Raw genomic sequence first — 18,493 nt, 5'->3', positions numbered from 1 at the left:
CGGCATTCTCTGGGACAAGTCCCCGGAGTTTGCCTCATGAGTTTCGATAATAATTATTTCAGTGCAGATCATAATGAATATACGCCGGGACCACTCTCGAAAGCTGGTCGTGGCATTTTGCGCGTCGTGCTTCTTTTTGGTTCCGCCGCTGTTGCCCTCGCGCTGATTATTGTGCCGGTTTTAAATGATCAGGCTAATAAGGTTGCAGCCCAATCCGTGCTGCCGGATGGTATTGATCGCACCATGACCGGTTCGATCAAACGCGATCCAGTCGTCGCGCGTAAAGCACCTGTACGCCCGATCTGTGTCATTGACCCAGACGGCAGCCATACGGGCGACTGCTAGAGCATTTCCTGTTTAAGATGAATCGTAGAAAATGCTCTATCTGTTTGTTTTTAAGCAGGTCTTTACCTCAAAAACGGTTCCCATTTTTAGGAGAGATGCTCTAAGAGTTTATTCGACATTTTTCAACGCATCAGCCAGTGAAACCTTGGCAGAGCCGGGCTTGAGTGGCTTTTGCTGCGATTCGTGTGGTGCCCAGCCCGATAACCAGATTGTCGAGAACGTGGCACGGATACGCCCGTCAGGATCGCTGAAGCGTTCGGCATAAATTTCGGCTGCGCGCAGGAAAAGTCGCCGCGATACCGGCTTGCGCGAACGGTCACGCAATACATTCTGCATGCCCATGGCACGCAGATCGGTCATCAGGTTGAAGAGACTATCGTAGCGCACGGTGACGTTTTCTACGTCCGTTACTGGAAGCGCAAAACCTGCACGTTGCAAAAGGCCACCTACATCACGCACATCCGCAAATGGAAAGACGCGTGGAGAAGCGCCGCCAGTCAGTTCAATTTCGGCCTGTAAAAGACTTTCGCGCAATTCGCCCAAGGTCCCATTGCCGCTGAATGCTGCGAGGAAAAGACCATCGGGCTTAAGTGCACGCGCGATCTGCACCATTGTGCCCGGCGTATCATTGGTTGCGTGCAAAGACATGAGCGAAACGATAAGATCGACGCTACCGGGCTTGAGCGGCAGAATCTCTTCATCGGCAACAATCGCTGCAAAAGGGCCTTTCAAGAACGCTTCATCGCGTTCGATGCGCAGGATCAGATCGGCTTTGCCTGATCGGCCAATGGCTGCTGCGGCGGATCCATTATGACCTGCAAGATCGACAGCAACAGGAAAGCGGCGTTTGACTGCATCCAGACGGTCTTCCAGATCTTCGGCAACACGATGCAAGAGAAAATCCGCGCCCGGCTCAGCGCGTCTGAATGCGCGTCGACGGAAGGCAAGCAAAAGATCGCGATCAAAAATCGCGCTTTCGTGTGCGGGGGCAGATGAGGAAGCAGCCATTTCGATTACGTCTTCTCTTTCGAGCATGCTGAGATAAAGTAGAAGCATTTCCAGCAAAAGTGTGAAGCGATTTTGCGTAGGATAATGCGTAAGAGCAAATGATTAGATGCATTCGAACGGGGGCGAATGCAATGGCAGATGACGACAGATCGCATCAAAGCTTGTTGTTCAGGATCAAAACGAACACGCTGATCGTCGTTCGTGGCGGCTTGCGCTATTCTTCGGATATTTTGTTTCCAGCAAGTTGTATCGGTTGCCGGACGCAGGTTTCCGAACCCGGAACATTGTGCCCGCAATGCTGGTCCCAATTGCGCTTTATTGAAAAGCCCTATTGTCCGGTGCTGGGCATTCCGTTCAATCATGATTTTGGCGAGAACTTCATGAGTGCGGAAGCGATTGCCGATCCACCGCCATTTCGACGTCTGCGTTCAGCTGTTTTGCATAGAGGTGCGGCGCAGCGCATGGCAGTGGCACTTAAGTTTCATGACCGAACCGATCTTGCGCCGTGGATGGCACGCTGGATGCTGCGGGCAGGGCGAGAATTGCTGGATGAATGCGATGTTATTCTGCCTGTGCCTTTGCACAGGTGGCGCTTCTGGTCGCGACGGTTCAATCAATCGGCAGAATTGGCCCGAACATTATCGGAGCTAAGCGACAAGCCTTTTGCACCGCAAGCGATCAAGCGAATTCGCCGTACCGATCAGCAGATCGGTCTTGGGTTGAAAGAGCGAAAGCGGAATGTTGACGGCGCGTTCTGCGTCCCCAAAGAACATAACATTCATGTGCGTGGGCGGCGGGTTTTGCTGATCGATGATGTCTATACAACCGGATCGACCGTGAAAGCTGCGACCCGCGCCCTGCTGCGCGGCGGAGCGAAGAGTGTGGATGTATTGACGTTTAGTCGCGTCCTACCCGACACGTAAATACAGTTTCGTGAATGCATGAGGGGCTTCCAGATCAGGTCGTTGCCACTTATATAGTGGGCAACGAATGGAGTTTTTCATGGTTGATGTTACCGTTTATACCCGCCCTGGCTGCCCTTATTGCACGCGCGCAGTGGGCCTTCTCAATGACAAGGGCGTTAAGTTCAACGAAATTAATGCGGCTGCCACACCTGAACTGCGTGCAGAAATGCAGGAACGTTCGGGCCGCAATACTTTTCCGCAGATTTTTGTGGGCTCGGTTCATGTCGGCGGTTGCGATGATCTTTTTGCACTCGACAGTCAGGGCAAGCTTGACGGTCTGCTTGCAACCGGCGCATTGAGCTAAGTTGGAATAAGGGAGATACCAATGAGCACTTTTCGCGCCGCCGCTGTCCAGATGCGTTCAGGCACCGATATTGTTCGCAATGTCGAGGCTTTGGAAAAACTGGTTTCCGATGCTGTGGCTCAGGGTGCTCATTATGTGCAAACCCCTGAAATGACCGGCGCGATGATGCGCGACCGTGCTGTGTTCGCAGCAAGCCTGCGCGATGAAAGCAATGACCTTGTGTTCAATGCAGCATCGGCACTTGCAAAAAAGCATGGCATCTTTCTGCATATCGGCTCGACGGCCATTGATGTCGGTGACGGCAAAATTGCCAATCGTGGCAGCATCTTCGCGCCTTCCGGCGACAAGATTACGACTTATGACAAGGTGCATATGTTCGATGTCGATCTCGACAATGGTGAAAGCTGGCGCGAATCGGCAACCTATGAGCCGGGCAAAGAAACTGTTATTGCCGAATTGCCCTTTGCCAATGTCGGCATGGCTGTCTGCTACGATATTCGTTTCCCGCAGCTTTTCCGTGCACAGGCACTTGCCGGTGCCAATGTGATCACCGCACCTGCTGCTTTCACCAGGCAGACAGGTGAAGCCCATTGGCATGTTTTGCAGCGTGCACGTGCCATCGAAAACGGTGCGTTCCTGATTTCGGCAGCACAAGGCGGTCTGCATGAGGATGGTCGCGAGACCTACGGCCATTCGCTGATCGTCTCGCCTTGGGGCAAGGTTCTGGCGGAAGCAGCCCACGATGAGCCAGCTGTGATTGTTGCAGATATTGATATTGCGGAAAGTGCGAGTGCACGTGCCAAAGTGCCCAACCTCAAGAATGCACGCGAGTTCTCGGTTAAGATTGCTTCAGCAAAAGAGAAAGAGGACGCATAATCCATGATCCGCTTTTCGCTTCATTGCGATCACGGCCATGAGTTTGAGGGCTGGTTTCGCGACAATGCCGATTTTGATCGGCAGTCGGAACGTAAACTTGTCTCCTGTCCTGTCTGCAATTCACCAGACATTCAGAAATCACTGATGGCGCCAGCAGTCTCCACCAGCCGCTCGAAAGAGCAGGTGGCGATTGCCATGGGTGAGGCGCAGAAGCAGGTGCTTGAGCAAATGCGGGAGCTGAGCCGCACGGTTCGCGAAAATGCGGATTATGTTGGCGATCAGTTTGCTGAGGAAGCGCGCAAGATCCACTTTGGTGAGACTGAAGTGCGTGGCATTTACGGCGAAGCGTCCAAGGAAGAAGTTCATTCTCTTATCGAAGATGGTGTCGATGTGATGCCGCTGCCGGTGTTTCCAGAAGATAAAAACTGATTTTCTAAAAATATTGATTGCGTAAGGGGACAGGCGCATGAAACTGATGGATTCGGCGCCTTTTCTGCTGATCACTACTGGAACGCTGCTGGGGTTAATTCTTCCCCTCGGGAAAATTGCTGCAGAAGCTGGTGTTCCGCCTGCAATGTGGACATTCCTGTTCTCAGCAAGTGCCGGGACTATCCTGCTGCTTGTGATGCTTTTGAGTAAAAAGCGGGTCGGTTTTTCAGGCGGCAGGCTGCGTTATTACATTTGCACCGCTGGAATTTCCTATGCGCTGCCCAATTTCCTCATCCTGTCTGCTATCCCGCGGCTTGGCGCTGGTTTCACGGGAATCATGTACACGCTGTCGCCGGTTATGACGCTGGTGATCTCAATGGGGTTTGGTCTGCGCCGCCCCAACGGGCTTGGGATTGCGGGGATTACGGCTGGTTTCATCGGTGCAATCATGGTGGCAGTGACGCGCGGGGAAGTGGGTAAACCTGCTGATCCGTTGTGGATCGGGCTTGCGCTTCTCATCCCGGTCTTGCTTGCGATGGGAAACGTCTATCGCACACTCGACTGGCCGAAAAATGCTGACCCGACTGAACTCGCCGCAGGCAGCCATCTGGCTGCGGCCGGGATGCTTTTTATCGGCATTTTCCTGTTTAACGGTAATTTCCCAATTGAGACACTCGCTCTGGCACCGATGACGGCAGTTGTACAAGCTATTGCTTCGGCGGGCATGTTCGCGCTTTTTTTCAGGCTACAGGCAGTCGGCGGACCGGTTTATCTCAGCCAGATAGGTTATGTTGCAGCGGCTCTCGGTCTGATTTCCGGAACTTTGTTTTTAGGCGAAAGCTATCCACCGCTCACTTGGATTGGCGCGGTCGTCATAGCCTTTGGTGTGGCGCTGACGACGAAGGCACAGAAGCGCTGACAATCGAATGTTTATACGGGCCGTTCGGCGAGAACCATGTAGTTCACGTCGGTGTCGCGTGAACGGCTCCAGCTATCGGCAAGTGGATTATAAGTGACGCCGAGCTTGTCGATGAGGCTGAGGCCAGCCTTGGAAAAGGCAGCTTCCAACTCTTCCGGGCGCACCAGCTTTTCATATTGATGCGTGCCGCGAGGTAGCCAACGCAGTACATATTCAGCACCGATGATTGCAAGGCCATAGGCTTTGAGCGTGCGATTGATGGTGGCAACGAACATAAGTCCACCCGGCTTCACCATTTCGCTCGTGGCAGACATGAACAGATCAACGTCTGAAACGTGTTCAACCACTTCCATGTTGAGAACAACGTCGAACTTCTCACCAGCCTCAGCCAAGGCTTCGGCAGTGGTAGCGCGATAATCGACCTCGACACCGCTTTGGGCGGCGTGGATTTTTGCAACTTCGATATTGGTTTCGGATGCGTCCGCGCCAACCACTGTTGCCCCAAGCCGTGACATCGGTTCACACAGTAGACCACCACCGCAGCCGATATCGAGAAAGCGCAGACCTTCAAACGGGCGAGGGCTGTTCGGATCGAGTTTGAACTTCTCGCAGACCTTTTCCTTGATATAGGTGAGCCGCGTTGGATTGAACTTGTGAAGCGGACGGAACTTACCCTGCGGGTCCCACCACTGCGCAGCAATGCGCGAAAAATGCTCGATTTCGGAAGCATCGATTGTGGTACGGGCAGTCTCGGTCATGTCATTCTCCAGCGGACGCAGCATGCAGTCCTGCTCTCAAGGTAGCGTGTTAAAGTCAAGGATCAAATCAAATTCCCGAATCCGAAGTGCTGATTATTGTTTCACGGGAATCATACTCTTGCGGAAGCGCGACATTTTAGCTATGTGACCCCGGGTTTGTCTGTCGCAAGAAAATAAGGTTTCGGCAGGCGTTAGTGTAATTTTTCAAAAGACGGGACGTATCCTTAAATGGCGCGCATCGTGATGAAATTCGGCGGCACTTCTGTGGCCGATCTGGAACGCATCTCTAATGTGGCGCGCCACGTCAAACGTGAAGTCGATGCCGGCAATCAGGTTGCCGTCGTTGTCTCCGCCATGTCGGGTAAGACCAACGAACTGGTCAACTGGGTGCAGAGCATGCCCAAGGTCGCCGGCGGCACCTCACCTTTTTACGACGCACGCGAGTATGATGCGATCGTTGCTTCTGGCGAACAGGTAACAAGCGGCCTTCTGGCAATTGCGCTTCAGGCGATCGGGATTGACGCTCGTTCTTGGCAGGGGTGGCAGATTCCTATCAAGACCGACAATGCGCATGGCGCTGCTCGTATTCAGGAAATCGACGGTTCGGAAATTATCCGTCGCATGGAAATGGGTCAGGTTGCGGTCGTTGCCGGTTTCCAAGGTATCGGCCCTGACAATCGTATAGCGACGCTGGGCCGTGGTGGTTCGGATACGTCGGCTGTGGCGATTGCAGCTGGTGTGAAGGCTGACCGTTGCGATATTTATACGGATGTTGATGGAGTCTATACGACCGACCCGCGCATCGAACCCAAGGCAAAGCGCCTTTCCCGCATTACATTTGAAGAAATGCTGGAAATGGCTTCGCTTGGTGCCAAGGTTCTGCAGGTGCGCTCGGTCGAGCTTGCCATGGTACACAAAGTTCGCACCTTCGTGCGCTCAAGTTTTACGGACCCCAATGCACCGGGCATGGATGATCCGATCAACCCGCCCGGAACGCTCATTTGCGACGAGGAAGAAATCGTGGAACAGCAGGTCGTAACAGGTATCGCCTATGCGAAGGATGAGGCTCAGATTTCGCTCCGACGCGTGGCCGACCGGCCAGGCATCTCGGCTGCGATTTTCGGACCTCTGGCCGAAGAGCACATTAATGTCGATATGATCGTACAGAACGTGTCGGAAGACGGTTCGAAGACCGACATGACGTTCACGATCCCGACCGGCGATATCGATAAGGCACTGCGTGTTCTCGATAAAGTGAAGGCAGAAATCGGCTCCGATCATATCCAGTCGGAAACCGGACTTGCCAAGATTTCGGTGATCGGTATCGGCATGCGCAGCCATGCGGGTGTTGCAGCAACAGCCTTCAAGGCGCTGGCTGAAAAGGGCATCAATATCCGTGCTATCACCACGTCGGAAATTAAGATTTCTATCCTGATAGACGGCCCTTACGCTGAACTCGCTGTACGCACACTACATGGCGTCTATGGACTTGATAAATAGTCGATCCTTAGCCGGCTGTGATGCCGAGATCTAAAGTCGCATGTAAAGACCCGTTTTGAAACAATGCCGCTCACCGCGTTTGGGAGCGGCATTGTCTTATTATAGAAGTTGTCAGATTTTCTGACGAAGAGACTAGACGCGCGTGTCAAAAATGCTCACAAAGGATTTGGCGTAACGCTTCGCAGGCGGGTAATGGGAACTGGCTTTGCGACAAGCTGAGCCTGTACCAGAATGAGGAGCCCCCGACGATCATGCGTGATCTGACAACCGGTCCCCGCGTGCTGTTGAAGCGGCTGCGCGAATTGATGGCGGAGCCGCTGGAGCCGCAGGAGCGTCTTGACCGGATTGTCCGTGAAATCGCGCAAAATATGGTTGCGGAAGTCTGCTCCTTTTACATTCTTCGCGCCGATGGCGTGCTTGAGCTCTACGCCACCGAAGGTCTTAATCCACAATCCGTTCACCTGGCGCAGTTGCGTTTGGGGCAGGGTCTTGTCGGCACCATTGCAGCCAGTGCTCGTCCTTTGAACCTGACAGACGCACAGAGCCATCCGGCTTTTGCTTATCTGCCGGAAACGGGCGAAGAAGCCTATAATTCATTCCTCGGTGTGCCTGTGCTACGCGCTGGCCGCACTTTGGGCGTTCTTGTTGTCCAGAATCAGACCAAGCGCGCTTATCGTGAGGACGAGGTAGAAGCACTTGAAACGACAGCCATGGTTCTGGCCGAAATCATTGCGACGGGAGATGGTCTGCGTTTCGCGCGTCCAGGTATTGAACTGGATCTTGGTCGTCCTATGAGTGTGACTGGCAATGCGCTCAACGATGGCATCGGCCTTGGTCATGTCGTGCTGCACGAGCCGCGTATCGTCGTAACCAACCTTTTCAATGAAGACAGCCAAGCTGAGCTGATCCGACTGGAAGAAGCGCTGGGGTCTCTGCGCATTTCGATTGATGACATGCTTTCACGCCGCGATGTGGCTGTGGAAGGCGAGCATCGTGAAGTGCTCGAAGCCTATCGCATGTTTGCGCATGATCGTGGCTGGGTGCGTCGTCTCGAAGAAGCTGTGCACAATGGTTTGACCGCTGAAGCCGCTGTCGAAAAAGTTCAGAGCGACACACGTGCGCGCATGGTGCATCTGACCGATCCGTATATGCGTGAGCGCTTGTCTGATTTCGATGATCTGGCCAATCGTTTGCTGCGTCAGCTTATGGGGCGCGATGCCAAGACAATGGCCGAATCGCTCGCCAAGGATTCGATCATTGTCGCCCGTTCAATGGGTGCAGCAGAGCTCCTTGATTACCCGCGTGAGCGCTTACGCGGCGTGGTGCTCGAAGACGGTGCCGCGACGAGCCATGTTGTGATCGTTGCGCGCGCCATGGGGATTCCGGTTGTGGGACAGGCCAAAGGCGCTGTTTCCATGGCTGAAAACAATGATGCGGCGATTGTCGATGGCGATGAAGGCATCGTGCATCTGCGTCCGCAGGCCGATGTTGAAGCTGCCTATGCAGAAAAGGTTCGTTTCCGGGCCCGTCGTCAGGCGCTTTATCGCGAATCGCGTGACAAGCCCGCTCTGACGAAAGACGGGGTCGATATCTCGTTGCTGATGAATGCTGGTCTGCTGGTGGATCTGCCGCAACTTTCGGCATCAGGCGCTGCAGGTATCGGCCTGTTCCGTACCGAACTTCAGTTCATGGTGGCATCGACCTTCCCACGCGCGGAACAGCAAGAACGGCTTTATCGCTCGGTAATCGAGGCGGCAGGCAATAAGCCTGTCACCTTCCGGACGCTCGATATTGGCGGCGACAAGGTGCTCCCCTATTTCCGTGCCACAGCGCAGGAAGAAAATCCGGCTCTCGGCTGGCGTGCAATCCGTTTGACATTGGATCGTCCCGGCTTGCTGCGGACACAGTTGCGCGCGTTGCTGAAAGCTGCGGGCGGGCGTGAACTTAAAATCATGCTACCGATGGTAACCGAGGTTAGCGAAGTGAAGGCCGCGCGCGAGATCATTGATCGCGAAGTCCGTCATCTTTCCCGCTTTGCCCATACGCTGCCGCTCAATCTGAAGCTCGGGGCCATGGTTGAAGTGCCAGCACTGCTGTGGCAGCTCGATGAGTTGATGTCGATTGTGGACTTTGTCTCGGTCGGTTCCAATGATCTATTCCAGTTCCTGATGGCGGTCGATCGCGGAAATTCGCTGATTTCCGGTCGCTTCGATCAGCTTTCGCCAGCCTTCCTGCGCACACTTCGACATATTGTCGATGCTGGAAATCGTCACGGAAAGCCGGTCACATTGTGCGGTGAAATGGCGGGCCGTCCGCTGACTGCGATGGCGCTACTCGGCCTTGGCTTCCGTTCGATTTCCATGTCGGCGGCCAATATCGGACCAGTGAAGGCGATGCTTGGTGCGCTTGATGTAAGCAAGCTCAATGCATTGTTGAACGAGAAGCTGGACAAGCCCAATGGCGCACATTCGATGCGTGAATTGCTGCTTCAGTTTGCCGAAGACAACGATATTCCGTTATAGCGTAGCAAATTGCATGGAATGTTTGGGTGCCGCGCATTGCGCGCGGCGCTCAATACTGCTTATTCGCGTAACAGCTATAGATACCAGGACATACCAATGATCGCATTGCCACAGGACCGGATGGACCAGCTTCTCAAGCGGTTCTCGATGATTGAAAGCCAGATGGCGAACAATCCGGATTCGGAAACCTATGTAAAGCTTGCGTCGGAATATTCCGAGCTTCAGGACGTCGTGGGCAAAATCCGTGAACTGACCGATGCGCGTAGTGAAGCGCGGGACCTCGCTTCCATGCGCGATGACGCATCGACCGATGCTGAGATGCGGGCGCTGGCTGTGGAAGAACTGCCAGGTGTGCTTGAACGGATCGAGGGGCTGGAGCAGGAAGTGCAGATTCTTCTTCTGCCGAAAGACGCGGCAGACGAGAAGAACGCGATCCTTGAAATCCGCGCCGGTACGGGTGGGCTGGAAGCAGCGCTTTTCGCAGGTGATCTTTTCCGCATGTATGAGCGTTTTGCAGCTGAAAAAGGCTGGCGCGTTGAGCTGGTATCATCCAGCGAAGGTGACGCAGGCGGTTATAAGGAAATCATTGCCACGGTTTCGGGCAAGGGTGTTTTCTCCAAGCTCAAATTCGAATCAGGTGTGCATCGTGTGCAGCGCGTCCCGGAAACTGAAGCAGGTGGACGTATTCATACATCCGCTGCAACCGTTGCGGTGTTGCCGGAAGCCGAAGATATCGACATTGAAATCCGCAATGAGGATATCCGCATCGATACGATGCGTGCGTCTGGTGCCGGCGGACAGCACGTCAACACGACTGACTCGGCTGTGCGTATCACCCATATTCCTACCGGCATCATGGTGGTGCAGGCCGAAAAATCGCAGCACCAGAACCGCGCCCGGGCAATGCAGATTTTGCGTGCGCGTCTTTATGATATGGAGCGGCAAAAGGCCGATAGTGAACGTTCGGAATCGCGTCGCAGCCAGGTTGGCTCGGGGGATCGTTCAGAGCGCATCCGCACCTATAACTTTCCGCAGGGGCGCGTTACCGATCACCGTATTAATCTGACCCTCTACAAACTCGACCGAGTGATGATGGGTGAACTCGACGAACTGGTCGATGCATTGATCTCCGATCATCAGACAGCACTTCTGATGGAACTGGGCGAAAACACGTGAGTGGCGAACGTCTTGATAGCTTGACGGCATCAAGCCGCGCACGACTTCGTGCGGCACACCTCGATACCCCCGATCTCGACGCGCAGCTTCTTGTCGAGTGGATCACTGGCGCAACGCGGCTTGATCTGATTTCCGCGCCGGAAAAGCTCATTGATGAAGCGCAGGTTGCGCAATTGAATGACGCATTGGAGCGTCGGATAGCGGGCGAGCCTGTGCATCGCATTATCGGAATGCGCGAGTTTTATGGTTTGCCATTCCGGCTTTCGCCCGAAACACTAGAACCGCGACCCGATACCGAAGCACTCGTTGAGCTGATTTCACCTTATATCGAAAAGCTAATCGCACAGCACGGTCGGGCAACGATGCTCGATATGGGCACGGGTACGGGTGCCATCGTGATTTCACTGCTGCATCAGTTTGAAAAGCTGCACGGTATTGGACTGGACGTCGCGGAAGGTGCACTGGCCATGGCACGGATCAATGCGGCCATGAATGGTGTTAGCGATAGATTTGCGGCGCTGAAAAGCGATTGGTTTTCCAATGTGCGCGGTCGGTTTCATCTTATTGTTTCAAATCCCCCCTATATTCCGCATAAAGACATCGCGGATCTGTCACGAGAAGTCCGTGAGCATGATCCGATGGCGGCCCTCGATGGGGGAATGGATGGACTGGATTTTTATCGTGCTCTTGCAAAGCATGCAGCAGAGTACCTATATAAGGATGGAATAGTTGCCGTCGAAATTGGCGCAGGCCAGTTTGACGATGTGAGCGCGGTTTTTAAAAGCGCTGATTTCCATTTGATCAACAGTGCGAGCGATTTCGGTGGCCATAGAAGGGCCATGGTTTTCACGCAGAAAGATGCAACGGGCTTTTAATAGAACGAGTGTCGGAGTTGTGTTTGGTCTGATTGAAACAGATTGACACTCCAACGATGTTTTCAGTGTGCATCATGTCCAAAAACCATTTCACAGTTTTCGGGATACGCTGTAAAAAACGCTCGATGTTGCTAAAAAAGCGCTTGGAATTTACGGCGAAGCCGTTTAGTTTCCAGCCACCGTATACAGCCAGAATGGTTTTGCCCGCTTGAGGGCGGTGGCGGAAATGCTCCATGACGACTTTAGGTCATGCTCCCATGTGGATTTTTCTCATGGGATGGTTTGTACGGAAGTGCACGACTTTCAAAAATAGTTCCGAGAAGTTCGTCTTTTCGGATCGGGTCTTGCAAAGTGCCAACCCGAAAGGTTCGTGTTGTCTTTGATAGACGACGCGGAACTCAGAACCATTCGATGTGTGGGAAGTTTTAGGGTGTGCTTCCTCCATGGCTCGATAATGCGAAGCCGGTGGCTTTACGCTACAGGAATTTTACGCCCTTTAATCTGAAAAGAGATGACTATGAGGCCAGCACAGCAGAACAGGCGCATGCGCGGACGGGGGAATAACAATAATAATAACAACAATAACCGCAAGGGCCCCAATCCTCTGTCGCGTAATTATGAAAGCAATGGTCCGGACGTAAAAATCCGCGGCAATGCTCAACATATTGCAGAAAAATATACGACACTGGCTCGTGACGCGCAGGCGTCCGGTGATCGTGTCATCGCTGAAAATTATCTTCAGCACGCAGAACATTACAATCGCATCATCATGGCTGCCATGGCGCAGCAGAACATTCCGTATCAGCGCGAAGAAAACTTCGACAATGACGGTGGTGATGAAGATGAAAATGAAAACGGCTTTGTTCAAGCCGCTTCCGCACCGCAGCCAGTGAACGGTTCGGGTCCGCAGCCTGTTATTGAAGGCACGCCCGCTGAAGTCGTCTATGGCGAACAAGGCAGCGAGAACCGTTCGGAAAGTCGCTCGCAGTCACGTGATGGACGCGATCAGCGTCGTCTTGGTCGCGGTCGTCGCCCACAGCGCGAACGTTTCAATGCGGACGATAGTTCGGAACAGCCTTCAGTAGACGTACAGGTTGCTGCAGCTGACGAACAACCAGCCGCAGTATCAGCGCCCGTATCGGCACCGGTTGTTGAAAAGCCGCCTCGCGCTGAAAAGCCTGCCAAGGTTGTAGAGGAAGCTGCCCCTGTCGTGGAAAAGGCCGCTCCTGCGGCTGAAGCGCCGGTCGAAGCTTCGGCTGAAGAAGAAGCTCCAGTCCGTCGCACACGTCGTCCGGGTCGTCCGCGCCGTGTTGCCAAGGATGAAGGTGCTGGCGATACGTCGGTCGCAGAAACTGCGGATTCCGACGCTTAATTTTCAAAACTACAACTGATTGATATTTAAAGATGGCGCGGTTCTCCGCGCCATCTTTTATTTGTGCGTTTGTAGTGATTACGGTCTTGCCGAAAACGTCCTATCTTCCCATATGACTTTACGGATAGGGAGCCTGCCGAATTCGGGGGCTCCGTCACCCAATATCTTTCGATGCCAGAATGGGTCGGAAGGAAAAGGAGACATCATGAATATTGAAAAATACACTGAACGGGTTCGGGGTTTTATTCAGTCGGCTCAGACCTTTGCTCTTTCATCGGGCAACCAGCAGTTCACGCCTGAGCATCTTTTGAAAGTACTCGTCGATGACGAAGAAGGCTTGGCTGCATCTTTGATTGAACGTGCGGGCGGCCGCATCGCTGATGTGCGTCTTGGATTACAAAATGCGCTAGAGAAACTTCCGAAAGTAAGCGGTGGCAATGATCAGCTTTATCTTGCGCAGCCATTGGCAAAGGTTTTCACCTTGGCCGAAGAGCTTGCGAGCAAGGCAGGCGACAGCTTTGTCACGGTCGAACGACTACTCACGGCACTTGCGATTGAGAAATCTGCTAAAACATCCGAAATTATGGCCGCTGCTGGTGTAACGCCGACGGCGCTCAACAAGGTCATCAACGATATGCGTAAGGGTCGTACCGCCGATTCGGCTTCCGCTGAAAGTAACTACGATGCGCTCAAGAAATATGCGCGCGATCTGACGGAAGATGCGCGTGCGGGTAAGCTCGATCCGGTTATCGGTCGTGACGAAGAAATTCGTCGCACGATTCAAGTGCTGTCACGCCGTACCAAGAACAATCCCGTTCTGATTGGTGAGCCAGGCGTGGGCAAAACCGCGATTGCAGAAGGTCTGGCACTTCGTATTGTCAATGGCGACGTGCCTGAATCGCTTAAAGACAAGCAGTTGATGGCGCTCGACATGGGGTCGCTGATCGCTGGTGCAAAATATCGTGGCGAGTTTGAAGAACGTCTGAAGGCAGTGCTTTCGGAAGTGCAGACGGCTGCGGGTCAGATCATTCTGTTCATTGATGAAATGCACACGCTTGTCGGCGCTGGTAAATCAGACGGTGCGATGGATGCATCGAACCTTCTCAAGCCAGCACTTGCTCGTGGCGAATTGCACTGCGTTGGCGCGACCACGCTTGAGGAATATCGCAAATATGTTGAGAAGGACGCTGCCCTTGCTCGTCGCTTCCAGCCGGTGTTTGTCGATGAGCCGACGGTTGAAGATACTATCTCGATCCTGCGTGGGCTGAAGGAAAAGTACGAGCAGCACCATAAAGTTCGCGTCTCTGACTCGGCACTTGTGGCAGCCGCTACGCTTTCAAACCGCTACATCACGGATCGCTTCCTGCCGGATAAGGCGATCGATCTCGTCGATGAAGCCGCATCACGTTTGCGGATGCAGGTGGATTCCAAGCCTGAAGAACTCGACGAAATCGACCGCCGTGCAATGCAGCTCAAAATAGAGCGTGAAGCGCTGAAGGTTGAAACCGATGCGGCCTCCTTAGATCGTTTGCAGCGTCTTGAGAAAGAGCTGTCCGATCTCGAAGAAGAGTCGGCTGAACTGACGGCGAAGTGGCAAGCTGAAAAGCAAAAGCTCGGACTTGCGGCGGATTTGAAGCGTCAGCTCGAAGAAGCTCGCAATGCTTTGGCCATCGCGCAGCGCAGCGGCGAGTTCCAGAAGGCAGGTGAACTTGCCTATGGCACGATCCCGCAGCTCGAAAAGCAGCTGGTCGATGCTGAAAGCAGTGAGAACAAAGGCTCGTTGCTGGAGGAAACCGTGACGCCTGAACATGTCGGGCAGATCGTTGCTCGCTGGACTGGCATTCCGGTCGAACGGATGCTGGAAGGTGAGCGTGAGAAGCTTCTGCGTATGGAAGATGAAATCGGCAAACGGGTTGTCGGTCAGGGTGAAGCCGTTCAGGCGGTTTCAAGAGCTGTCCGCCGTGCACGTGCCGGTCTTCAGGATCCGAACCGGCCAATCGGCTCGTTCATTTTCCTCGGACCAACCGGCGTAGGCAAGACTGAGCTGACCAAGGCACTGGCTTCGTTCCTTTTCCAGGACGACACGGCAATGGTGCGTATCGATATGTCGGAATTCATGGAGAAGCATTCCGTGAGCCGTCTGATCGGTGCACCTCCCGGCTATGTTGGTTACGAAGAAGGTGGTGTTCTGACGGAAGCCGTGCGTCGCAGACCTTATCAGGTGATCCTGTTCGACGAGATCGAAAAGGCGCATCCAGATGTTTTCAACGTGCTGCTTCAGGTACTCGATGATGGTCGTCTGACTGATGGTCAGGGCCGTACGGTTGATTTCCGCAATACGGTCATCATCATGACTTCCAACCTTGGCGCTGAATATCTTGTCAATCTTGGCGAGAAGGAAGATGTCGAAAGCGTTCGTGATGAGGTGATGGGTGTCGTACGGGCTGCGTTCCGTCCGGAATTCCTAAACCGCGTCGATGAAATCATCCTGTTCCACAGGCTTCGTCGCGACGATATGGGTTCGATTGTCGACATCCAGATGAAGCGGTTGCAGGCTCTTCTGCATGATCGCAAGATCACGTTGGAGCTTGAAGACGATGCCCGCGAATGGCTGGCAAACAAGGGGTATGATCCAGCTTATGGCGCGCGTCCGTTGAAGCGCGTCATCCAGAAGGAAGTTCAGGACCCATTGGCCGAGCGTATTCTGCTTGGCGATATTCTTGACGGTTCCATCGTCAAGATACTGCCCGGCTCAGATCGCCTCAACTTCCGCTCGATTCGCGTCGCAGTTGAAGGTGAGCCTGTGAAGGAAAACGCAGACGCGTAAAGCCCGACGTGTGATTTTGAAAAGCGCCGCACTCATTCGATTGTGGCGCTTTTTCTTTTTTCTGTAGGCGCGAACGGTATTTATGGCCATCTTCATGTCCAGTTCATCTGGCATTTGCTGTTATTGAATAAACAATTGTTAACCATATAACTGCATCCATACGGCCTAAGATCATTCAGGGTTTCCTACATGTCGCATCTCTTACGCATGCTTTGCTTCGGATTGTTCGGTTCTGCAATCATTCTTGCAGCGGGGGCGGCAGCTCATGCGGAAGAGCGCGATGCGACGAGCAATGTTTCGCAGCCCGTGCAGATGGCTCAGCTTTTCGACTGGGGTCGCGAGCGCAGTCCCGATCAAGGCGGTGGTCGGGGAGTGCGGGTTTACACCGATGAATATGGGCGTCAGGTAACGCTCGACCGCCGCGGACGTGTCATCAATATTGAAGATCCGCGCGAATCCGACCGTTATGCGCGTGGTGGTCAGCAGGGCGGGAACTGGTCTGAAGGCCCAGTTGGTGGCGGTGCACCCTATGATGGCTTTGGTAATGTGCCAGAGGATCCGAACTATTATCCAGATGCGCCTTCCGCACCAGCTTATGATTATAACCGCGACGGACAGGTGCAGCGCTCGGAGTTGCCGCCAGCCGGCACCGAATATCCTGACACTGAGTCGCCAACAGCCAGCATTAATCGTGATCCGGGATATGAGCAGCCGTCGATGCAACCGCATGCTGTACCCAATCCTGATGACATGACTCCAGCTATAGAAATGCCGAAAGGGCAGGGAGCCAAGGAAAAGATCGCGGCCTATCAGATTCTGCTTGATCGGGCTGGTGCATCGCCGGGCGTCATTGATGGTCGTTCGGGCAGCAATGTCGATAAGGCTGCTGCAGCTTTTGGTGAGATGACTGGCAAGATTCTCAATCCGAAGGATGACGCTGCGATCAATGCTGAGCTGGAAGCGACCGGCGGCGCAGCCTTCACCGAATACACGATCACCAACGAAGATGTAGGGCGTCAGTATGTTGCGTCCATTCCTGACGACTATGCCCACAAGGCGCAACTTCCGGCCATGGCCTATACGTCGGTCACGGAAATGCTCGGTGAGAAGTTTCATATAGACGAGGCTTATCTCAAAGAGATCAACCCGGGCGTCAACTTCAATCAGCCGGGCTCTGTCGTCAAAGTTCCTAATCTGGGAAAGCCGGTTCGCACGAAGGTTGCCCGAATCATCGCCGACAAAGGCCGTAAGCAAGTGCGCGGCTATGATGAAACCGGCAAACTCGTTGTGGCCTATCCTTCGACAATCGGTTCATCGGATACGCCATCACCGTCGGGCATTGTGCAGGTGCAGCGTATCGCCATCAATCCAAACTACACCTACAATCCGAAGATCAACTTCAAGCAAGGCAGCAATGACAAGGTTTTGACCATCCCTCCTGGCCCCAACGGTCCTGTTGGTACTGTCTGGATTGCGCTTTCCAAGCCGACATACGGTATTCATGGAACGCCTGAGCCTTCGCGGATTGGTAAAACATCAAGCCATGGCTGCGTGCGGTTGACCAATTGGGATGCTGAAGAACTGGCCAAACTTGTAAAAGCAGGCGTGACCGTCGAGTTCACGGAATAAACACGGCGAAAGCTTCCTAATAAAGACAAAGCGCGGTGCATTTTGAAAGATGCGCCGCGCTTTCGTGTTTTGTGGGGTCTGAGATAAACCAATATGCGAAGGAAGAATTATTAGCTCTTTGTCGATCCGCTGGAGGCAAGCTTAGTGCCATTACCCGCATCGTCTGTATCCAGAAGCGTATCGATACGGTCCCGTTCTTGCTTGAAAGCTTCAAGCTCTTTGCCCTTGAGCGCTTTATTGTCTGGTAGGCGGATACGAAGCGGATCAACTTTGGTGCCGTTGACAATCAGCTCGTAGTGAAGATGAGGACCGGTTGATAGCCCGGTTGATCCGACATAACCTATAACTTGGCCCTGACGTACGCGCGAACCCGCAGTTACGCCACGCGCAATCGCGTTCTGATGACTGTAGCTACTGACATAGCCATTGGCATGACGAATCAAGGTCTGATTACCGTAGCCATTGGTCCATCCAGCCTTTTCCACCACACCGTTACCCGATGAGATGATCGGCGTACCGCGTGGGGCCGCCCAGTCGACACCTGTATGCATTCGGCTGTAGCCAAGAATTGGATGCCGGCGCATACCAAAAGGAGAACGGAACACACCGTTTGGAACGGGATTACGCAATAAAAACTGCTTTGCGCTTTTGCCGTCTTCATTGAAATAGTCGACGGCCCCGTCCGGCGCTTGATAGCGATAGAATTTACGTGTCGTACCGCTGAAGGTCGCTGAAACGAAAAGGAGTTGCGAATCACCCTCAATCTTCTCTGGATCCTCTGGAAGCGAGAAGAAGGCATCAATATTATCACTCTGCGAAAGTCGGGCCTGAAGGTCGACGTCTGTTGCAAGCATTTTGACGAGCTGCTCGCGCATGGTTTCGGTCATGCCATAAGCAAGTGCTGCGCGGCTTATGCCATCATAGACACTTGGGAGATTGCCACGAATCGCACTCGGTGGCGCATCACCATCAAAGGCCGATGCGAGAA

General features: G+C 53.6%; 16 protein-coding genes (1 of these 16 cut by a window edge). 13 read left to right on the top strand and 3 right to left on the bottom strand.

The window, feature by feature from the left end; all coding sequences use genetic code 11:
* Positions 1 to 36 precede the first annotated feature (36 nt).
* Positions 37 to 345 carry a hypothetical protein gene (locus tag CES85_RS20500; protein WP_095447546.1) on the top strand — a complete coding sequence of 103 codons (309 nt, stop codon included), beginning with the start codon at positions 37 to 39 and terminating at the stop codon, positions 343 to 345.
* Positions 346 to 453: 108 nt separating this feature from the next.
* Here CES85_RS20500 and CES85_RS20495 read toward each other — a convergent pair whose 3' ends face one another.
* Positions 454 to 1,353 (bottom strand): methyltransferase domain-containing protein, encoded by a 900-nt coding sequence (locus CES85_RS20495; RefSeq protein ID WP_095447997.1) that lies wholly within the window; start codon positions 1,351 to 1,353, stop codon positions 454 to 456.
* 131 nt (positions 1,354 to 1,484) lie between these two features.
* On the opposite strand from CES85_RS20495, the gene CES85_RS20490 reads away from it, so the two are divergent.
* From CES85_RS20490 to CES85_RS20470, 5 genes are all read left to right on the top strand, one after another.
* On the top strand, positions 1,485 to 2,276 hold the full coding sequence (locus CES85_RS20490) for a ComF family protein (RefSeq protein WP_095447545.1): 792 nt from the start codon (positions 1,485 to 1,487) through the stop codon (positions 2,274 to 2,276).
* A gap of 79 nt (positions 2,277 to 2,355) precedes the next feature.
* The gene (grxC, locus tag CES85_RS20485; RefSeq protein ID WP_095447544.1) at positions 2,356 to 2,622 is read left to right on the top strand and encodes a glutaredoxin 3; all 267 of its coding nucleotides are present in this window, start codon (positions 2,356 to 2,358) and stop codon (positions 2,620 to 2,622) included.
* A gap of 21 nt (positions 2,623 to 2,643) precedes the next feature.
* A complete protein-coding gene (locus tag CES85_RS20480) occupies positions 2,644 to 3,498 on the top strand; it encodes a carbon-nitrogen hydrolase family protein (protein WP_095447543.1) in 855 nt (284 codons plus the stop codon).
* 3 nt (positions 3,499 to 3,501) lie between these two features.
* Positions 3,502 to 3,927: a DUF1178 family protein gene (locus tag CES85_RS20475; RefSeq protein ID WP_095447542.1), complete on the top strand. Its 426-nt coding sequence runs from the start codon at positions 3,502 to 3,504 to the stop codon at positions 3,925 to 3,927.
* Positions 3,928 to 3,964: 37 nt separating this feature from the next.
* Positions 3,965 to 4,846, top strand: coding sequence for a DMT family transporter (locus CES85_RS20470; protein WP_095447541.1), 882 nt, complete (start codon positions 3,965 to 3,967; stop codon positions 4,844 to 4,846).
* Positions 4,847 to 4,857: 11 nt separating this feature from the next.
* Here CES85_RS20470 and ubiG read toward each other — a convergent pair whose 3' ends face one another.
* Positions 4,858 to 5,604: a bifunctional 2-polyprenyl-6-hydroxyphenol methylase/3-demethylubiquinol 3-O-methyltransferase UbiG gene (gene ubiG / locus CES85_RS20465; protein ID WP_095447996.1), complete on the bottom strand. Its 747-nt coding sequence runs from the start codon at positions 5,602 to 5,604 to the stop codon at positions 4,858 to 4,860.
* Positions 5,605 to 5,832: 228 nt separating this feature from the next.
* On the opposite strand from ubiG, the gene CES85_RS20460 reads away from it, so the two are divergent.
* From CES85_RS20460 to CES85_RS20420, 7 genes are all read left to right on the top strand, one after another.
* The gene (locus tag CES85_RS20460) at positions 5,833 to 7,104 is read left to right on the top strand and encodes an aspartate kinase (protein ID WP_095447540.1); all 1,272 of its coding nucleotides are present in this window, start codon (positions 5,833 to 5,835) and stop codon (positions 7,102 to 7,104) included.
* 251 nt (positions 7,105 to 7,355) lie between these two features.
* On the top strand, positions 7,356 to 9,626 hold the full coding sequence (ptsP, locus tag CES85_RS20455) for a phosphoenolpyruvate--protein phosphotransferase (protein WP_095447539.1): 2,271 nt from the start codon (positions 7,356 to 7,358) through the stop codon (positions 9,624 to 9,626).
* A 96-nt stretch (positions 9,627 to 9,722) separates the two neighbouring features.
* Positions 9,723 to 10,802 carry a peptide chain release factor 1 gene (prfA, locus tag CES85_RS20450; RefSeq protein WP_095447995.1) on the top strand — a complete coding sequence of 360 codons (1,080 nt, stop codon included), beginning with the start codon at positions 9,723 to 9,725 and terminating at the stop codon, positions 10,800 to 10,802.
* Positions 10,799 to 11,677, top strand: coding sequence for a peptide chain release factor N(5)-glutamine methyltransferase (prmC, locus tag CES85_RS20445; RefSeq protein WP_095447538.1), 879 nt, complete (start codon positions 10,799 to 10,801; stop codon positions 11,675 to 11,677). Before prfA ends, prmC begins: the two co-directional genes overlap by 4 nt.
* 517 nt (positions 11,678 to 12,194) lie before the next feature.
* Complete coding sequence (locus CES85_RS20430; protein ID WP_095447536.1) at positions 12,195 to 13,049, top strand: DUF4167 domain-containing protein; 855 nt, start codon at positions 12,195 to 12,197, stop codon at positions 13,047 to 13,049.
* 205 nt (positions 13,050 to 13,254) lie between these two features.
* Entirely contained in the window at positions 13,255 to 15,876 is a 2,622-nt protein-coding gene (clpB, locus tag CES85_RS20425; RefSeq protein ID WP_095447535.1) for an ATP-dependent chaperone ClpB, read from the top strand.
* A 189-nt stretch (positions 15,877 to 16,065) separates the two neighbouring features.
* Positions 16,066 to 17,505, top strand: coding sequence for a L,D-transpeptidase (locus tag CES85_RS20420; protein WP_095447534.1), 1,440 nt, complete (start codon positions 16,066 to 16,068; stop codon positions 17,503 to 17,505).
* Positions 17,506 to 17,615: 110 nt separating this feature from the next.
* Here CES85_RS20420 and CES85_RS20415 read toward each other — a convergent pair whose 3' ends face one another.
* Positions 17,616 to 18,493 carry the 3' end of a M23 family metallopeptidase gene (locus CES85_RS20415; RefSeq protein ID WP_095447533.1) on the bottom strand. The gene runs 1,084 nt beyond the window's last position, so 878 of the gene's 1,962 nt are visible here — the last part of the coding sequence; the start codon falls outside the window, past its right edge — the gene reads right to left on this strand; it ends in the stop codon at positions 17,616 to 17,618.

This window comes from Ochrobactrum quorumnocens, from assembly GCF_002278035.1.
Taxonomy (GTDB): Bacteria; Pseudomonadota; Alphaproteobacteria; order Rhizobiales; family Rhizobiaceae; genus Brucella; species Brucella quorumnocens.
Note: the sequence above shows the minus strand (reverse complement) of the source record. Positions and strands in the feature narration are given on the sequence as shown.

Coding starts and splice junctions, on each gene's coding strand:
- CES85_RS20500 (WP_095447546.1), top strand. CDS start 37: ATGAGTTTCGATAATAATTATTTCAGTGCAGATCATAATGAATATACG.
- CES85_RS20495 (WP_095447997.1), bottom strand. CDS start 1,353: ATGGCTGCTTCCTCATCTGCCCCCGCACACGAAAGCGCGATTTTTGAT.
- CES85_RS20490 (WP_095447545.1), top strand. CDS start 1,485: ATGGCAGATGACGACAGATCGCATCAAAGCTTGTTGTTCAGGATCAAA.
- grxC (WP_095447544.1), top strand. CDS start 2,356: ATGGTTGATGTTACCGTTTATACCCGCCCTGGCTGCCCTTATTGCACG.
- CES85_RS20480 (WP_095447543.1), top strand. CDS start 2,644: ATGAGCACTTTTCGCGCCGCCGCTGTCCAGATGCGTTCAGGCACCGAT.
- CES85_RS20475 (WP_095447542.1), top strand. CDS start 3,502: ATGATCCGCTTTTCGCTTCATTGCGATCACGGCCATGAGTTTGAGGGC.
- CES85_RS20470 (WP_095447541.1), top strand. CDS start 3,965: ATGAAACTGATGGATTCGGCGCCTTTTCTGCTGATCACTACTGGAACG.
- ubiG (WP_095447996.1), bottom strand. CDS start 5,604: ATGACCGAGACTGCCCGTACCACAATCGATGCTTCCGAAATCGAGCAT.
- CES85_RS20460 (WP_095447540.1), top strand. CDS start 5,833: ATGGCGCGCATCGTGATGAAATTCGGCGGCACTTCTGTGGCCGATCTG.
- ptsP (WP_095447539.1), top strand. CDS start 7,356: ATGCGTGATCTGACAACCGGTCCCCGCGTGCTGTTGAAGCGGCTGCGC.
- prfA (WP_095447995.1), top strand. CDS start 9,723: ATGATCGCATTGCCACAGGACCGGATGGACCAGCTTCTCAAGCGGTTC.
- CES85_RS20430 (WP_095447536.1), top strand. CDS start 12,195: ATGAGGCCAGCACAGCAGAACAGGCGCATGCGCGGACGGGGGAATAAC.
- clpB (WP_095447535.1), top strand. CDS start 13,255: ATGAATATTGAAAAATACACTGAACGGGTTCGGGGTTTTATTCAGTCG.
- CES85_RS20420 (WP_095447534.1), top strand. CDS start 16,066: ATGTCGCATCTCTTACGCATGCTTTGCTTCGGATTGTTCGGTTCTGCA.